Source organism: Bacillus cereus group sp. MYBK14-1 (assembly GCF_051916885.1).
GTDB classification, from domain to species: Bacteria; Bacillota; Bacilli; order Bacillales; family Bacillaceae_G; genus Bacillus_A; species Bacillus_A cereus.
Genome location: NZ_JBQAHM010000004.1, coordinates 21498 through 37566 on the forward strand (window position 1 = coordinate 21498; position 16069 = coordinate 37566).

A 16069-nucleotide genomic window follows, 5' to 3' on the forward strand; every position below is an offset into this window, starting at 1 on the left:
CAATTACTTTCAAACAACATAGCTCTTAAAATACCATATCGCTGTTCTTCAAGTTGCAATCCAAGTGAAATTTATGTAATAAAAATCCCCGTTTTTACAAGCGGGGATTTCTTTTATTATAATACGTCACGTTTTTGGAATAATGCACTTGATGCTACAAGTAACACAACAAAGTATGCAGCTACAAGTAATAATGAAGTTGTAAACGTAAATTCTGTAAATGTTGGTTCCATTCCACCATTGATTAATTTATTACTATCGTAAGCTCTTAAATCCAAATGGTTGAATACTACAAACTTCGCTACACCTTTTGCAAACATTATTAATACCATATTAATTGCACCTTGTAAGAAGAATAGGAACATCGTAATAATTAATGGTAATACAGATTTTCTAAAGACATTTGCTAGGAAAAATGCAAGTGTTGCAAAAAAGAACGGTGAAAGTAGTTGATATAAAGTGGACTTCATAACGATTCCTAATGTTAATTCTGTTTTACTACCATCCATTACAATACCGCCAATAATCATTGCAATTAGCATACCAGCTAATACGATAAATAACATTGCTAATAACACTGTAATATATTTAGAAAATAAAACTGCAAGTCTTTTTCTTGGACGGATTAACAATTGTTTAATTGTACCTTTTTGGAACTCATCAGTAAGAGTACGGGCAGCAAGTGTAATCCCAAAAATCGTTGTAAATAAAACAATTAAGCCAATCTCTGAGTTTGCATAATCTAAATATGATCCCTTAAACTCATCACCTTTTCCCCACTTCAACATTGCTAAAGTACCTAAAATTTCGAGTGCCGCAATGACACCCATTAAAATATACATACCTTTTTTCGCATGCAACTTTAAAAATTCATTTTGAATTAATTTAAACATTACGCTTTCACTCCCCCAGTAATCGCTAAGAACTCATCCTCTAACGTTTTATTTTGAACAGTAACTCCGTATACAAGCACATCAGCATGAACAAGTTTTTTTACAAGTTGCGGAATGTTGTCTTTTGTTACAGATGCTACAATTACATTCCCTTTTGCTTTACCTTTAATGATTTCATTTGCTTTCTGAACTTCATCTACTTCAAACGCTACAACGACTGCCTCATCATGTTTCACTTTTTCATGTAAGTTGTACTCTTGTACAAATTTACCTTGTTTAATAATAACGACGCGATCACACATTAATTCAATTTCACTCAATAAGTGACTTGATACGATTACAGCAATATTCTCTTCTTTCGCTAAACGTTGTAAATAATCACGAATTTGGCGAATACCAGCTGGATCTAATCCATTTGTCGGTTCATCTAAAATTAAGATTTTCGGCTGATGCAGTAATGCCTGTGCAATTCCTAAACGTTGTTTCATACCAAGTGAATATGTTTTCACCTTTTTATGAATCGCATGCTCTAACTCAACAAGCTTTACAATCTCAGCAATGCGCTCTTTACTAATTGGTGTAATGGCCATGTTCGCAAAATGCTTTAAGTTTTGCATTCCTGTCATATAATCATATAGTTCAGGATTTTCTACAATCGCTCCAATTTGCTCTAGTGCCTTTTCACGCTCCGAGCGAATACTATGTCCACAAATTGTAATATCGCCCTCTGTCATTGAAATAAGACCTGTCATCATACGGATTGTCGTCGTCTTACCGCTACCGTTCGGTCCAAGGAATCCGTATACTTCTCCTTCACGAACCTCAAATGATAAACCACGAATAATTTCCGTTCCACCAATCTTTTTTCGAACATTCTCTAACTTTACTACTACGTTTCCCAATGCTGATTCCTCCTTTAGACTTCTAGTTTTTTATCGACTATGTGACCTGTAACTACTAGTAATATAATTGTTAATAAACAATTAAAAAATAGATTTAAAATTGTAACCTCTGTACCAGAATAAAATGATGTATTTAAAAAACCATTTTGATCTATAAATCCAATATTATTTATAGCAAACACATACTTTTCTATTTGCTGAAAAATATACGTTATTCCTCCATTAAATGCGGTAAAAATGACGAATAAAACTAAACAAGCAACTTTATTCATCGATGATTTCACATTTAATAGTTTTACAATTACTATAATGAAATAAATAGAAACTAGCATATTAAGAAAATCTAGTCCCCATAAGAAAATAGATAACATATGATGTAATATTCCATAATTATATAAACTGTGTATTGCTTGCTGAATACCTAAATTAGTTTTTCCATTGTAAATATTTAAAGAAAAATAGTATAGAAAAATGATTCCTATTCCTAGCAAAATCATAAAGAGTAGTACACAGAATAAACTATTTGCACATATATACTTTTTTGCTGAAATAGAAGTATAACGTAGCATAGAGTTTTTTAAAATTTTCCGAAAAGACGATATACCTGTTAAAAGAATTGCAAATCCATTTATACCTAGTACGATAAAGAATATAATAATAATTATATCTTGCCTACCTGAAATTCTAACTCCTGAAACTCCTTTCATATTAAATAAAAGAATTAATGAAACTGTAATAAAACCAAAGTAAATAATGGCTATCTTTCTCTTATTACAATTATATAGATAAAGAAAAAGCTGACTCATTTCTCATAGGCCTCCTTAAACAGCTCATGTACTGCTTTACCCTTTTGAAATCGTAGTTCTTCCACATTTTCATGCAATATTATTTCTCCATCTTTCAAAAAGATTACTTCATCGAATATATTTTCGATTTCTCTTATTAAATGAGTCGATATAAGTAGCGTACAATCTTCACGATAAAATTTAAGTATTAACTCAAGTACATGTTCTCTAGAAACAAGATCAATCCCGCCCAATGGCTCATCCAGTACATATAGCTTCGCTTTTCGAGAAAACGTTAAAATAATCTGCAGCTTCTCAACCATACCTTTTGACAATGCTGTAATTTTTTCTTCTAACGGTATTTTAAATTCTGCAATCGTATCTACCGCTTTTTGAATATCGAAGTCTTTATAAAAATCTCGATAGAAAAATAAAGCGTTTTTTACAGTCATCCAATCATCAAAGATTGGCTTATCGGACATAAATGAAACAATTTCTTTCGTCTGTAACCCTACCTTTTTACCGTCTATTGTAATACTACCTTCAGAAGGGTGTTGCAAGCCTGCAATCATTTTCAATAACGTCGTTTTCCCGCTCCCGTTATCTCCAACAAGCCCAACGATTTTCCCTTCCGTAATCTCTATGTTTAATTCACGGATCACTGCTTTTAATCCGTATCTCTTCCATAAGTTTTCTATTTTCAATAGCTCTGTCATTGGCTCTCCTCCCTCTTATCATGTAATGAAGAACGAAGAATTGTAAGAATTTCTTCTTCTGAAAAACCTAAATTGTCCATTCCATCTATAAAAGAATGAAGTAATTCTTTCGCCATCTCTTTTCGCAGCTCCATAATTTTCTCCCCTTCATTCGTTACATACCGTCCCATTCCTCTACGTGTGACAACAACTCCATCCCGTTCTAGCTCTTGAAATGTACGCTGAATCGTATTTGGATTCACTTGTAATTCACTCGCTAATTCACGGACAGAGGGAATTTTATCACCAGGTAATAAATGTCCTGTTACGATCTCTTTTTTTATGTATTCCATTACCTGAATGTAAATTGGTGTATTTGGAGAAAACTCTATTTTCATTTCTTCCCTCCTTTTGTATCAGTGTACTAGTTAAATAATACACCGATACAAAAAGTTTGTAAATACCCATTTAATTACAAAAAAGTTCTATCCGTTAAACGAATAGAACTTCCCAAATATAAATCGCTATACAAAAATAATAGTGTTATGTAAACAAAATTATAAAGAAAAGCTGTCTTATCAATCAATAAGACAGCTTTTCCTTATAATCCTATATTAAAAGTTAAACACGAAGTCATCGTCAGCTAACTTTTCAACGTTTGTTGCTTTTACGTAACCATTTCCTTTTACAGAGAAGAAATCATGATTTTTCGTATCTGTACGTAAACCATTTAAAACAATTGGGTTAATTTCTTCTTCTTCAAACTTCGGCTCAAGTCCTAAGTTCATAAGCCCTTTATTTGCATTGTAACGAACGAAACGATTTACATCTTCTACAAGACCGATAGAAGTGTAAATTTCTTCTGTATAGGCCATTTCAATTTCATATAGTTCCATTAATAACTCTTGTGTTTCTTTTTGCACTTCTTGTTGCTCTTCTGCAGAAAGTTCTGCGAAGATTTGTTGTGCTAAAATACCGACGAATACGCCGTGAATTGACTCATCCTTTACCTTCACATAAGTTCGCTACTCCTATGCCGTTTATACAGCTTACAGTTTCCTGTAAGAAGAGACTATATCATCTACCTTCTCAGGTAGCCCTCCATTTCGATTTAAGGGATTCTCACCCACCGCTTGGCCCTACTCCTCTTGCGGAATTTCACCGCCATTGGGATAGTCGTTGAACGTTCCTTTATCTACGTATCGCACCCACCACTGTTTATACAGTTTTCGATGTCTGATACTTCCGTACATGTTATCGCTAGATAAAGGCTTCGCTGCTGATTGCCCTATCAGCTATTCTCCTTTCCATCTATTGATAGTTAGAGAATAACCTGAATGCATATATTCATCAATAATAATACAGATAAATTTACAATAGGGGGTCCCAGCAATTAAAAGGGTTTTTCAATTGGTATCTCTACCAAAAGCCGCCATAAGTTAACGGATAATAAGGTTAATAATTTCACCACTTGCCGTCAGTTTACCTTGACCAGCTAAGTAAAGTGGATAGAAAAATCCACTATAGAATAAGTAACTTTCTAAGAACACACTTGCTACCATTGCCATGTATAACTCTTTTTTCGTTACTTCAGGCTTTAATAAACGACGATAGTAACTAGTAATAATACCAGCTTTTTTCTCAAGTAACGGATGATTGTCTACCCAGTCAAAAATATCATCAATTTCTTCTTCTGTAGCTAATGTTGTGAAAATGTGACTATAACTTTTCGCATGTACTTCTTCCATAGCTCCCATGAAAGCTAATACACTTTTCGCTTGTAAATTTTCAAGATGAACAAGTACAAGTGGCATTCCTTCGCCACCTTGTTTCGTATCTAAAAGTGTTAAACCACCTAATACACGCTTATAAGCAATTTGCTCTTCTTTCGATAATTGCACCCAAGTATTTTTGTCAGACGAAACCGCGATTTCTTCTTCTGTCCAAAACTGAGCGATGTTTTGCTTCCAAAACATTAAACTGAAATCATCTTCCTTTTTATTCCAGTTAACAGCGCGCATTGAATCACCCCTATATCTATTATTGTTCTACTGAACGGTTAAATTTCCATCTAACAATGAAAAGCTAACCGTTTAGTAGAACAAACCAAGTATGAGCAGGGTTCATAACCCTGCTCATACTATTGGGTTATTCATTTAGTATGGCAATATGCCATTAAACGGTACAAGCCACACACTCTTCCACGCTTAATTTACGTGTTCTCGTATAATACAGACTCTTTAAGCCTTTTTTATGTGCATAGATGTAGTAACGTGCTAATTCACGTGTTGAAATATCACTATTAACGTAAAGAATTGTACTAATTCCTTGGTCAATATGTTCTTGAATTTCTGCGATTAAATCAATTAATTTAAACTGATTCATATCGTAAGAAGATTTATAGTACCAGAACGTATCTTTTGATAAATACGGCATTGGATAATATGTTGTCGCATTCGCATATGTTCTTGATTCGATTTGACTTACGATCGGCATTACGCTTGAAGTTGCATTTTGAACGTAACTGATTGATTGTGTTGGAGCAATGGCAAGACGATATGAGTTGTATAAACCATTCTTCTGCACTTGCTCTTTTAAACTTGTCCAATCTTCTTTTGTTGGAATATGAATTCCTTCAAATAGTTGCTGAACTTTTTCAGTTACTGGGCTGTAATCTGTCGTTTCATACTTTTCGAAGTATGTGCCATTCGCATAATCAGATTTATCGAAGTCCTTAAATGTCTCGCCTTTTTCTGTAGCGATTTCCATACTTTTCTCAATAGAGTAGTAATTTAACATCATAAAGAATGTACGAGCGAATTCTTTCGCTTCTGCACTTTCATAAGCGATTTTATTTTTTGCTAAATATCCGTGTAAGTTCATTGCTCCAAGTCCAACTGAATGAAGCTCGTCATTTGCTTTTTTCACAGTTGGTGCATTCGGAATAATCGTCATATCAGAAACAGCTGTTAAAGCTTCCATTCCCGCATGAACTGCTTCACGAATTTCTTTATTTTCCATTACGTTTACGATATTTAACGATCCTAAGTTACAGTTAATATCACGACGGATAATGTCATCTGTACCGTAATCATTTATTTCTGAAGTTTCTTGAAGCTGGAAGATTTCTGTACATAAGTTCGACATCTTCACAGTTCCAATATCCTTCAATGGATGTTGATTATTTGCATTTGATTTAAACATTAAGTATGGGTAACCAGACTCAAGCTGAATCATAGCGATTTTAATAAGCATATCACGTGCACTAATATCTAGTGGCTTCTTCTTCACTTTCGGATTGCTCATTAATTCATCGTACATTTCATCAATGTCAATATCATCTAAATGCTTGCCATATTCTTTATAAACCGTATAAGGCGCGAAAACATGGAAAGGTTCGTTTTTCTCAGCAAGCTCAAAGAACTTACTTGGAACGATAATTCCGATTGATAGAGACTGAATACGGCTCTTCTCATCGGCATTTATTTTTTTTGTATCAAGGAATTCAATAATATCCCAATGGAAAATGTTTAAATATACTGCACCGGCACCTTTTCGTTGGCCAAGCTGATTCGCATATGAAAACGAATCTTCAAGCAATTTCATAACAGGTACTACGCCACTTGCAGCGTTGTCGATACCTTTAATTTGCTCACCGCGTGCGCGTAGTTTAGATAAGTTTAAAGCTACTCCCCCGCCGATTTTCGATAATTGCATCGCAGTATTAATGTTAAAGCCGATCGAATTTAAGCTATCGTCCATCTCTAACAAGAAACAAGACACCATTTCTCCTCTTCTGCTTCTTCCCGCATTTAAAAAGGTTGGTGTCGCTGGTTGGTAGTTTTGTTTTACAATCATGCTTGCGAATTGTCTTGCCTTCGAAACATCACCGCGTCCTAAGTATAATGAAACAATTGCTACACGATCTTCATAGCTTTCTAAGTATTGTTTTTGATCATTCGTTTTTAACGCATAATCTTTGTAGAACTTAGATGCTGCCATATAAGATTGGAACTCGAAGTTTTCACCATAAGCGATGTTATATACTTCCTCTACTTCCTCCAAGCTATACTCGTCCAGAACGTTGTAATAGTAATCATGTTCTTTCATATACTCCATTCGCTCTGCCACGCTATTAAAAGGAACGGTATTCTCTCTAGCTTCTTCCATAAAGACTTCTAATGCCTCTTTATCTTTATGAAGCTGATAAAAACCGTCCTGCATTTGCGTGATTTCATTATTCAGTTCAATGTGTCGCAATCTCCCGCACCCTTTCCTTAAAATATTCTACATCGTTATTTGTTCCAGATAACTCAAATTTTGATACAATAGGCACTTCATATTTAGTAGAAATCTTGTCAGCACTTGCACCGAACATGTCTCCCCAGTTACGATTGCCGCTTGCAGATACGCCTTTTAATTTTTCATTATTGCGCTCTAAAAAGTCTAAAACACGTTCTGGTACATTGCCAAAACCTGTTGTATACGTAATAAGAATAAAGTCTTCATCTATTACTAGATCTTCATCAATTTGAACGGCCGGCATATTTAATTTGTGAATGAAACGCTTCACGTTTCCTGTCATAGAATCATATGCAACTAACATTTCCGACCCTCCCTCTCAAATCTATATTCTCTATATGTTGTTCTTGATTTCTCTATATATTGTATTACGTTTCAAAATAAGACACAAGATATATGTATAAATTCTTTCTTTTTTTAACTTTTACTTTTCGACATGATAGCCGTTTTTTTTCAATACAATGACTATGAAACAACATTCTAAAACTCATGTCAATAAAGTGCTTTTCAAAAAAGTTGTCAACGAATTTAACCTTATTTTTAAAAAAGTTAACAATATATTTTGTCATAAAACGGTAGATGCTGAAGAAATATATTTCTCCAGCATCACGCAAAAAAGAACAGATATGAAACTATAATCTGCTCTAAAAAACGATTACATTTATCAAATTTACCTTATTAAATATATTATACATATACTTTCGTTTCTCGTTACATACTAAAAGATAACTATTATAGAAAAAGATTATTATTATGGAACTTCAATTTATTTATGAAAAGTTTATTCAGAGTGCTCAATGCGCAAAATATCTTTTACAAATATATGATGCGGATTTTCATCTTTATCAATCATTGTACATACCGGAGCCTCTTCATCAAAGTATACAATCATTCCTTCTACGTACTGATATGTATGTCGAACTTGTACAGTTACTTTAATTTCTACTGCTTCTTCATATGCTCTTTTTATTTTCTGAAGCATTTTTGCTGAACATTTTCGTTTCTCTGGATACATAACCATTCCCATAAATCGATTGCCGGCTCTATCTTTCCACATATAATCCCAATGTGGTAAAATGCCTTGTTTAAAATCGCCCATAATTCCCCTCTCCTTTATCTTTTATTTATCCCGCATTAAACGTCCGATTGGTGAAAGGCTACTAATCAGTGAGAGATGCCCTGCTGATCAAAATTCCTCTTTATGAACGTGGCGTTTCTGAATATGTATAAATCACTTGCCCGCCTCGCTGTGCGTTACCAATGAAATGCTTAAAGTCTTCTCTATTTACAACAACTTCTCTGAACGTATAAAATACATCTTTCGTAACAACATACTCCTTTATTTCACCATTTTTTAGCTGATCTAAAATTGTATTTGCTAATTCTTTATCCATGTATTTCACCTCTCTGCAATATTTTATTTTATCGTATATTCTATAGGTCAACAACTGTAAATTTATCCCGCTATTTGCAGGTAGTGCGATTGGTGTTGACTACTAATCAGTCGTGGAATGAACAAAAAATCTTACTGATTAACGTTTCACTTTATCTCGTTGTTATGCCATGATTTTATTTTCGTTATTTCGCAAACAATATCGTTTTACTATATGTCCACTAAATATCATATACTAACATAGCTACTTCTCTATATCAAACATTTCGGCATTCAATTATGCAAAGTTCCATACCACTATGCTACAATATACAAATAGAACTAGGAGGGATACTATGATTCGGAAAGCAAAAAAGACAGATGCAATGGCAATAGCTCCTTTATTGTATAATGCTCTGCATGAAATTGCTGAAAAAATCACAGGTAGCACAGATGAAGCAGAAGTATTACTAGGACTTGAGACATGGTTCTCAAAAGAAAATAACCGTCTGAGCTACGAAAACTGTTTTGTCTATGAACAAGACGAGAGTGCAGTTGGAGTTATTGTCGCTTATCACGGTAGTGAAGCAACACAGCTTGACGCACCAATTGTACATCACTTAAGAGAATTACATAAAGATGAATCAATTACGTTAGAAAAAGAAGCTGAGCTTGATGAGTATTACATTGATACACTATCAGTTTCAAGTGCACACGGCGGAAAAGGTATCGGTTCTAAATTAATTGAAGCTGCCGAAATCTATGCAACTGAAAAAGGGCATGAAAAAATCGCTTTACTTGTTAATTTAGAAAACACACGCGCCTATTCACTATACGAAAAGTTAGGTTATAAAAAAGATGAAATTGTTATGCTAGTAGGCGAACCTTATGCTCATCTCGTAAAACCATTAAACGTCAAAATTTCTGTATCTTAAAAAGAAAGCACACGATTTATATAAATCGTGTGCTTTTATGTTAAATTCGTATTTAATATATTTCCATCCATCGCCTCGTGAAACGTATATGTTGTACATCCCCATGGCTTTCTATGCAAAATAGGCGAACCAGACCATCCCATTGCCCTCAGCTCCGTTCCAATCATCGAATTAAAATAATTATGACCTACAAGAGCAATACTTCCATGTACGAGAGCATAACGATGTAATACGTAAGCTGCTTGCCTTGCCCTCTCTCTTACTTCCTTATAAGATTCAACATTTTTATGGTAACCAAGTATCCATAATGCTCGTCCAATACACATCCATACGTTAAGTTTACACTTCAACCATTTTGGCGCATAAAAGCTCGCCGGAACTGCCGCTTCCCTAAAAAGAGAATTTTGTATAAAAGATAAAGAATCCATTAATTCAGCTGCTGACTGTACAGCACACTTTTGATCACTCGTTACAATCAATTTCGCTACTTCAACCGCTTCTCTTGTTTCCAATGGTATAGGTTGTTTTTCTGTTATAGTATGTAAGTCATATCCTTTTATCCATTCATGAAAGGATGTAACCGTCATTGGTTCTATAGTACAATCTAAGCGACCATGACGAATAAAAGAAATCTTCATTCTTTTCACTCTCCATTCATCACTTATGAACTCTATTATGCACTAGTTCTAAACATCATACCACGCAAGAAAATAAAGTTATATACCTTTACATCTCCCCACCACTATCATGTGTTATCGAAGCATGGATACCATCCATCCCATCAAAATATGTACTCGTATCATATTGACGAATCTTTTTTAAATGCATATAAGAAAATAAAAATAAAATTAAAGCTATAACACTCCCCACAAATTCAAACATCATTTTACCGCCTCTAATTTCTCCCACTTCAGCAGGTTATTCTACTTTTTCATTATACCTCGATATAAAGATTCTCGCATTTTTGCTATTTTTTTCAAAAAACATGGATTTTCTACATATTTTCTTACAAAAAGTGAATATTTTTCGAATTTTTACTTTGGAAACATTTACAAAGTAGGAAATATGGTTCAAAATAGGAGGAAATAAAAAAACCCAAATTTATTCTTTTTTTGGGAAAACTGTAACAAGGAGAGTTGCTTATGCAGATCGCAGAAACTGGAGATATCATCGAATTTAAAGGTGGAATGCAAGGCCGTGTTCAAAAAGTAAATCAAAACTCTGTTATTGTTGATATAACAATTATGAAGAATTTTAGAGAACTAGATATGGAACCTCTTACAGTTGTAAGTCATAAAAACTATACTGTCATTAATCAAAATGCATAATATAATAGAAAGAAAGGGCCTGTATACTATACAGGCCCTTTCTTTCTATTAACGATTATCAATTGTTTCCGGATATAGATCGTGGTTCATCATGCGGTAATCAGCCATTTGTTCATACTTCGTCCCTGGGCGCCCGTAGTTGCAGTATGGATCAATTGAAATGCCACCACGTGGTGTGAATTTCCCCCATACCTCAATATAACGTGGATCCATTAATTTAATTAAATCGTTCATAATAACGTTCATGCAATCTTCATGGAAATCACCATGATTGCGGAAACTAAATAAATACAACTTTAAAGATTTACTCTCTACCATTTTTTGCTCTGGAATATAGCTAATATAAATTGTTGCAAAATCTGGTTGTCCTGTTTTCGGGCATAAACTTGTAAATTCAGGACAATTGAATTTTACAAAATAATCACGGTTTGGATGATTATTATCAAATACCTCTAATATTTCTGGGCTATATTCAAATAAATATTTTGTATTTTGATTCCCTAGTAATGTTACATCTTTTAAATCTTCATCTAATCTTCCTGTCATTTTAAACATCCCTTCTCGTTATACGCCGCGCTTATTTCCCCATACTAACGCATGAAGCTGAGGCAATACTTTTGCATCATTCATCTCTTTACAATTTACAGCTTTATCAATCAGCCATTCATACTTATCTAATAATTTTTTTATAAGCATCGCATCATCCACTGTTTTTGTATCATCGTTTCCTACTTGTAAGAAAAATGGTACCTTTGGATAACGTTCGTGCATCTTAACTGCATATTCAAAATCATGATCATCGAATACTACTACTTTTAAACTAATATCTTTTCCTGCTAGTTTCTGAATAATAGCATCTAACCTCTGAAAATCTGTTTTCATCGTTGAACTTGGTGGTTTTGGAGAAATTGTTATCTCATCAATTTGAAGTAACCAATCTTGCCATTTACTCCCTTGCGTTTCAATTGCCGTTCGCATTCCATTTTCTTTTAATATAGAAAGAAGAAACTCAATATTTTTCAATAATGCCGGATTTCCACCTGAAATCGTAACATGAGAAAAATTTTCTCCTCCAATTGCAACAAGCTCATCCCAAATATCTTCTGGTGTCATCTGTCTAATTTGATCTTTAGCTGATCCATCCCACGTAAAAGCAGAATCACACCAAGCACAGCTATAATCACAACCAGCTGTACGGATAAACATTGTCTTTTGCCCTACAACCATTCCTTCACCTTGAATAGTCGGACCGAATATTTCTAAGACAGGGATTTTACTCATCAAGCATCCACTCCCGTCTTACTTCCGCATAACTAGTCGGCGTCTCAAATAAACGAACAAATTCAACGCGAGCTCCTTTATATTCGTTCACTCTATTCTCTTTTGTTAGTGCTTCTGCCATCTTTTCATAAATCCAAACGACCATATTTTCAGCAGTCGTATTCATTGCAGGTAACGTTTCGTTTAAATAACGATGATCTAGATAAATTTCTATTTCATTCTTCCAAATTTCTTTTATATCTCCAAAGTCAATTGCAAGACCTATTTCATTTACATATCCACTAATTCCAAATACAACTTTATATGTGTGACCATGTAAGTTTTTACATTTCCCTTCATAACAGTGTAAATGGTGTGCTGCATCAAATGTAAATTCCTTGCTGACCATTACTCTTTTATTATGGTATTTGAGTTGTTTACGCTGAATATCCTTGTCCATTTTTTGCAAATTCTCTACGATGCGAAATCCAAAAAAGTTATCCATTAGTTGTTCGCTCCTTCGCGTTCTTGTAGGTACGTATCTAATCCTGCTTTACGAAGTTGACATGCTGGACATTCACCGCAACCATCACCAATGATTCCGTTATAACATGTTAATGTTTTTTCTCGAACAAACTCAAATGCTCCAAGTTCATCTGATAATTTCCATGTTTCAGCCTTATCAATCCACATAAGTGGCGTGTGAATGACAAACGGGTAATCCATAGATAAATTTAAAGTAACATTTAACGATTTCACAAACACGTCACGGCAGTCTGGATAACCACTGAAATCAGTTTCACATACACCCGTTACAATATGACGTGCTCCAACTTGTTTTGCTAATACAGCAGCAAATGATAAGAAGAGTAAATTTCGTCCATCTACAAATGTCGATGGCAATTCACCTTCTTCATGTGTAATCTCCATATCCGTTCTCGTTAACGCATTTGGAGCAAGTTGATTTAATAGACTCATATCTAGTACCGTATGCTTTATTCCTAGTTCTTTTGCAATTTCCGCTGCACAATCAATTTCTAGCTTATGACGTTGATTGTAATTAAACGTTACAGCTTCTACCTCTGCAAACTGCTCTATTGCCCAAAATAAACATGTCGTACTATCTTGTCCTCCACTAAAAACAACAACTGCTTTTTCTTTTTTCATTTCACTCATTCTCCTTCTCTACTATAAATAAGAAGAAAGAACGTTCTTGAACTGTCACAATAAAAAAACAAAACAATACCTAAGGATATTGTTGTTTCCATAGTTTTTTATAGAGGGAGTTCGCGAACCTCTCCCGCGCAGTGCACGGAATTTCTTCTTTCATTGACATAGCTTATTGTAACATATTGTATACTAGCGTAAAAATTTCTGATTTTTCCGCTATTTATTATTTCATTTCTTTCATTTTATAGTATGATTAATTTAATATAAGAAGAGAGGAGGCATCCCACTGAAATCCTTTATTATTTATCTCTTTTTAAATATATTATTCATCCTGATTACAATGCTCGTATATCATTTATTTTGGAATCAAAAAGGGAAACGCTCTCCTAAATTAAATTCAGCTATATTCATTGTACTCTGTTGCCTCGCTACCGTACTCTGTATTACATTTGCAGCAAAAACAAATAATGGTTTTCAATTTGATATGCGCCATATTGTATTAATTGTCGGTACATTAACGGGAGGGCCTATTGCTGGTGGTTCTATCTTAGTTGTATTAAACATATATCGCTTATTATTAGGTGGGATAGGTGTTTTCCCATCTCTTATCGGTTCTGTTCTTCTATTTATTGTTCTACTATTAACATATAAATTTTTCAATCGAACTTCTAATCGTATAAAAATAACACTTGCTATTATCTACAGTCTCACATACGGATTTAGTTGGATACCCTTCTTTCTTTCAAAGGTTACAAATAAGACTGATTATATACCGCATATTATTGTGTATGAATTATGTTCAATGCTTGGTACGATTCTAATTTTATATTTACTACACATATTACAAACTCAAGTTCGTCTCCAAAACGAACTTATAAATGCTGAAAAGTTTCATTTAATTGGTGAAATGGCAGCGTCTATCTCTCATGAAATTCGCAATCCATTAACTTCAACGAAAGGTTTTTTACAACTGTTACAATCAGATACATGCACTGAGCAGGAACGAAAATTATATATCGACATTGCCATTAACGGCATCGAACAAGCAAATCATGTTCTTACAGATTATTTAACCTTTGCTAAACCAAGCATTGAAAAAGAACAAACATTACAGCTAGAAGAAGAGTTACTACATGCATTGTCGTTAATTACACCGCTCGCTAATTTAACAAATGTACGTACTCATTATATAAAGCAAAGCACTTCTTTTTTTATCGCTGGAGAAAAGCAAAAACTAAATCAATGTTTATTAAATATTTTAAAAAATTGCATTGAGGCTATGCCAAAAGGCGGTGATCTTTATTTCACATTAGTTCCTGATCATAAGCATATTCAGTTATATATAAAAGATACAGGAGTCGGTATGGATTCAGAACAAGTAAAACGTCTTGGTTCGCCCTTTTATTCAACGAAAGAAAAAGGTACTGGACTTGGAATGATGGTCGTATTCAGTGTTGTTCAAGCTATGAATGGAAAAATTGATATTATAAGTGAAAAAGGAATCGGTACAACCTTTTTATTAACTTTTCCACTCATACAAAAAACGTGATGAAATACTCATCACGTTTTTTCTGTTCCTTCAACTAATTCAGCAAAAGCTTTCACTTTTCCGTGCGGTTGTTGATTTTCTTTACGTGCTTTCCAGGCGCGCTCTTCTTCTCGCTTCTTCTTAGACATGTTTTTTCAACTCCTTCTTTTCTTTCTTATTTCTCCATGTAGTATTCCAAAATAAGAAAGAAAACTATGCACGTATCAAAAAAGAAGTGGTTTCCCACTTCTTCCACTTTAGCGTTGCAAAATTGCATGTTTCGCCTCTTTTAACTGCGTAAGATGTCTTTGTTCATGCAAATCAAGAAATTGAACCCATTGATACAAATTCAGATCATTAAAAACAGGATGCTTTAATCCATTTTCAAATAAATCTTTTTCATCTATAACACTATGAAGCGCGTGTAATAGTTCTTGGCGTGAATGTTCTAGCAATTGAATTCCTTGCTGTTTTTTCATTAAAGTTTCTGTTGGTTGCATTTGCTGAGGAGCTTCTCGTTTATGTGTGCGATCAAGCGTAAGTTGGAGGTCTTTAAATGGAGTCATGTTTCTTTCATTTTTTTGTAAAGCATATACAAGGGCAGACGTGACAGATTGTTCAACTAAATGCAAGTGGTGTAAAATTTGAATAATACTCCATTTATCACGGCGTGGCTTTACATTCACTTCTGTGTCATTTAACATTTCAATTTCTGATAATAGCGTGCTTCGAGTAGCCTGTAATGAGTTTACTAAACTTTCTAAACTTACATCCATATTAGATTGAAGCATACTTGTTCCCCCCTTTTGTTGGTGAAAAGAGGTGCTCCTTATTAGAAACACCCCTTTAGTATTCTGAATTTTCTTTTATTATCTCATCATTTTCCCATTATGTCGATG

General features: G+C 34.1%; 21 protein-coding genes, 2 pseudogenes and 1 riboswitch. Of the genes and pseudogenes, 3 read left to right on the forward strand and 20 right to left on the reverse strand.

What is annotated here, in order from left to right:
• Positions 1–116: 116 nt before the first annotated feature.
• The 12 genes and pseudogenes from ACTFR3_RS12990 to ACTFR3_RS13045 form a co-directional block, all read right to left on the reverse strand.
• A complete protein-coding gene (locus tag ACTFR3_RS12990) occupies positions 117–893 on the reverse strand; it encodes an ABC transporter permease (protein ID WP_000475456.1) in 777 nt (258 codons plus the stop codon).
• Positions 893–1795, reverse strand: a complete 903-nt coding sequence (locus ACTFR3_RS12995; protein ID WP_440044462.1) for an ABC transporter ATP-binding protein — start codon at positions 1793–1795, stop codon at positions 893–895. The genes ACTFR3_RS12990 and ACTFR3_RS12995 overlap by 1 nt, the downstream gene beginning before the upstream one ends.
• 14 nt (positions 1796–1809) lie before the next feature.
• Positions 1810–2601 (reverse strand): ABC transporter permease, encoded by a 792-nt coding sequence (locus tag ACTFR3_RS13000; protein ID WP_440044463.1) that lies wholly within the window; start codon positions 2599–2601, stop codon positions 1810–1812.
• On the reverse strand, positions 2598–3296 hold the full coding sequence (locus tag ACTFR3_RS13005; RefSeq protein ID WP_000137743.1) for an ABC transporter ATP-binding protein: 699 nt from the start codon (positions 3294–3296) through the stop codon (positions 2598–2600). The genes ACTFR3_RS13000 and ACTFR3_RS13005 overlap by 4 nt, the downstream gene beginning before the upstream one ends.
• Positions 3293–3673 (reverse strand): GntR family transcriptional regulator, encoded by a 381-nt coding sequence (locus ACTFR3_RS13010; RefSeq protein ID WP_000687512.1) that lies wholly within the window; start codon positions 3671–3673, stop codon positions 3293–3295. Before ACTFR3_RS13010 ends, ACTFR3_RS13005 begins: the two co-directional genes overlap by 4 nt.
• A 216-nt stretch (positions 3674–3889) precedes the next feature.
• Positions 3890–4291 (reverse strand): ribonucleotide-diphosphate reductase subunit beta, encoded by a 402-nt coding sequence (locus tag ACTFR3_RS13015; RefSeq protein WP_000864956.1) that lies wholly within the window; start codon positions 4289–4291, stop codon positions 3890–3892.
• Between the two features lie 123 nt (positions 4292–4414).
• Positions 4415–4516: pseudogene (locus ACTFR3_RS13020) on the reverse strand (nuclease); the annotation flags it as partial.
• A 201-nt stretch (positions 4517–4717) separates the two neighbouring features.
• Positions 4718–5296: pseudogene (locus ACTFR3_RS13025) on the reverse strand (ribonucleotide-diphosphate reductase subunit beta); the annotation flags it as partial.
• 154 nt (positions 5297–5450) lie between these two features.
• The gene (nrdE, locus tag ACTFR3_RS13030) at positions 5451–7535 is read right to left on the reverse strand and encodes a class 1b ribonucleoside-diphosphate reductase subunit alpha (RefSeq protein ID WP_001215839.1); all 2085 of its coding nucleotides are present in this window, start codon (positions 7533–7535) and stop codon (positions 5451–5453) included.
• Positions 7522–7881 carry a class Ib ribonucleoside-diphosphate reductase assembly flavoprotein NrdI gene (nrdI, locus tag ACTFR3_RS13035; RefSeq protein ID WP_000959447.1) on the reverse strand — a complete coding sequence of 120 codons (360 nt, stop codon included), beginning with the start codon at positions 7879–7881 and terminating at the stop codon, positions 7522–7524. Before nrdI ends, nrdE begins: the two co-directional genes overlap by 14 nt.
• Before the next feature lie 477 nt (positions 7882–8358).
• On the reverse strand, positions 8359–8676 hold the full coding sequence (locus tag ACTFR3_RS13040; RefSeq protein ID WP_000502205.1) for a hypothetical protein: 318 nt from the start codon (positions 8674–8676) through the stop codon (positions 8359–8361).
• Positions 8677–8776: 100 nt separating this feature from the next.
• Positions 8777–8971 carry a hypothetical protein gene (locus ACTFR3_RS13045; RefSeq protein ID WP_000356684.1) on the reverse strand — a complete coding sequence of 65 codons (195 nt, stop codon included), beginning with the start codon at positions 8969–8971 and terminating at the stop codon, positions 8777–8779.
• 334 nt (positions 8972–9305) lie between these two features.
• On the opposite strand from ACTFR3_RS13045, the gene ACTFR3_RS13050 reads away from it, so the two are divergent.
• Positions 9306–9884 carry a GNAT family N-acetyltransferase gene (locus ACTFR3_RS13050; RefSeq protein WP_000619542.1) on the forward strand — a complete coding sequence of 193 codons (579 nt, stop codon included), beginning with the start codon at positions 9306–9308 and terminating at the stop codon, positions 9882–9884.
• Positions 9885–9919: 35 nt separating this feature from the next.
• On the opposite strand, the gene ACTFR3_RS13055 is transcribed toward ACTFR3_RS13050, so the two are convergent.
• Together ACTFR3_RS13055 and ACTFR3_RS13060 are read right to left on the reverse strand one after the other, a co-directional pair.
• Entirely contained in the window at positions 9920–10522 is a 603-nt protein-coding gene (locus ACTFR3_RS13055) for a hypothetical protein (protein ID WP_000703104.1), read from the reverse strand.
• Between the two features lie 88 nt (positions 10523–10610).
• The gene (locus ACTFR3_RS13060) at positions 10611–10766 is read right to left on the reverse strand and encodes a hypothetical protein (protein WP_000461432.1); all 156 of its coding nucleotides are present in this window, start codon (positions 10764–10766) and stop codon (positions 10611–10613) included.
• A 260-nt stretch (positions 10767–11026) separates the two neighbouring features.
• Between ACTFR3_RS13060 and ACTFR3_RS13065 the strand changes: the two genes are divergently transcribed.
• Positions 11027–11212, forward strand: a complete 186-nt coding sequence (locus tag ACTFR3_RS13065) for a YkvS family protein (protein ID WP_001165082.1) — start codon at positions 11027–11029, stop codon at positions 11210–11212.
• Positions 11213–11260: 48 nt separating this feature from the next.
• On the opposite strand, the gene queF is transcribed toward ACTFR3_RS13065, so the two are convergent.
• The 4 genes from queF to queC are packed head-to-tail and all read right to left on the reverse strand — an operon-like array spanning position 11261 to position 13639.
• On the reverse strand, positions 11261–11758 hold the full coding sequence (queF, locus tag ACTFR3_RS13070; protein WP_001986050.1) for a preQ(1) synthase: 498 nt from the start codon (positions 11756–11758) through the stop codon (positions 11261–11263).
• An 18-nt stretch (positions 11759–11776) separates the two neighbouring features.
• Positions 11777–12493: a 7-carboxy-7-deazaguanine synthase QueE gene (queE, locus tag ACTFR3_RS13075; RefSeq protein ID WP_000036294.1), complete on the reverse strand. Its 717-nt coding sequence runs from the start codon at positions 12491–12493 to the stop codon at positions 11777–11779.
• Positions 12486–12977, reverse strand: a complete 492-nt coding sequence (gene queD, locus ACTFR3_RS13080) for a 6-carboxytetrahydropterin synthase QueD (protein ID WP_000368414.1) — start codon at positions 12975–12977, stop codon at positions 12486–12488. Before queD ends, queE begins: the two co-directional genes overlap by 8 nt.
• Entirely contained in the window at positions 12977–13639 is a 663-nt protein-coding gene (gene queC / locus ACTFR3_RS13085; protein ID WP_000711595.1) for a 7-cyano-7-deazaguanine synthase QueC, read from the reverse strand. Before queC ends, queD begins: the two co-directional genes overlap by 1 nt.
• Positions 13640–13732: 93 nt before the next feature.
• Positions 13733–13776, reverse strand: a riboswitch (PreQ1 riboswitch).
• Between the two features lie 206 nt (positions 13777–13982).
• Between queC and kinB the strand changes: the two genes are divergently transcribed.
• A complete protein-coding gene (kinB, locus tag ACTFR3_RS13090; RefSeq protein ID WP_000964151.1) occupies positions 13983–15191 on the forward strand; it encodes a sporulation sensor histidine kinase KinB in 1209 nt (402 codons plus the stop codon).
• A gap of 11 nt (positions 15192–15202) precedes the next feature.
• On the opposite strand, the gene ACTFR3_RS13095 is transcribed toward kinB, so the two are convergent.
• A complete protein-coding gene (locus ACTFR3_RS13095; RefSeq protein ID WP_000038355.1) occupies positions 15203–15319 on the reverse strand; it encodes a DUF6254 family protein in 117 nt (38 codons plus the stop codon).
• Between the two features lie 108 nt (positions 15320–15427).
• Positions 15428–15961: a DinB family protein gene (locus ACTFR3_RS13100; RefSeq protein ID WP_000941961.1), complete on the reverse strand. Its 534-nt coding sequence runs from the start codon at positions 15959–15961 to the stop codon at positions 15428–15430.
• Positions 15962–16069 lie beyond the last annotated feature (108 nt).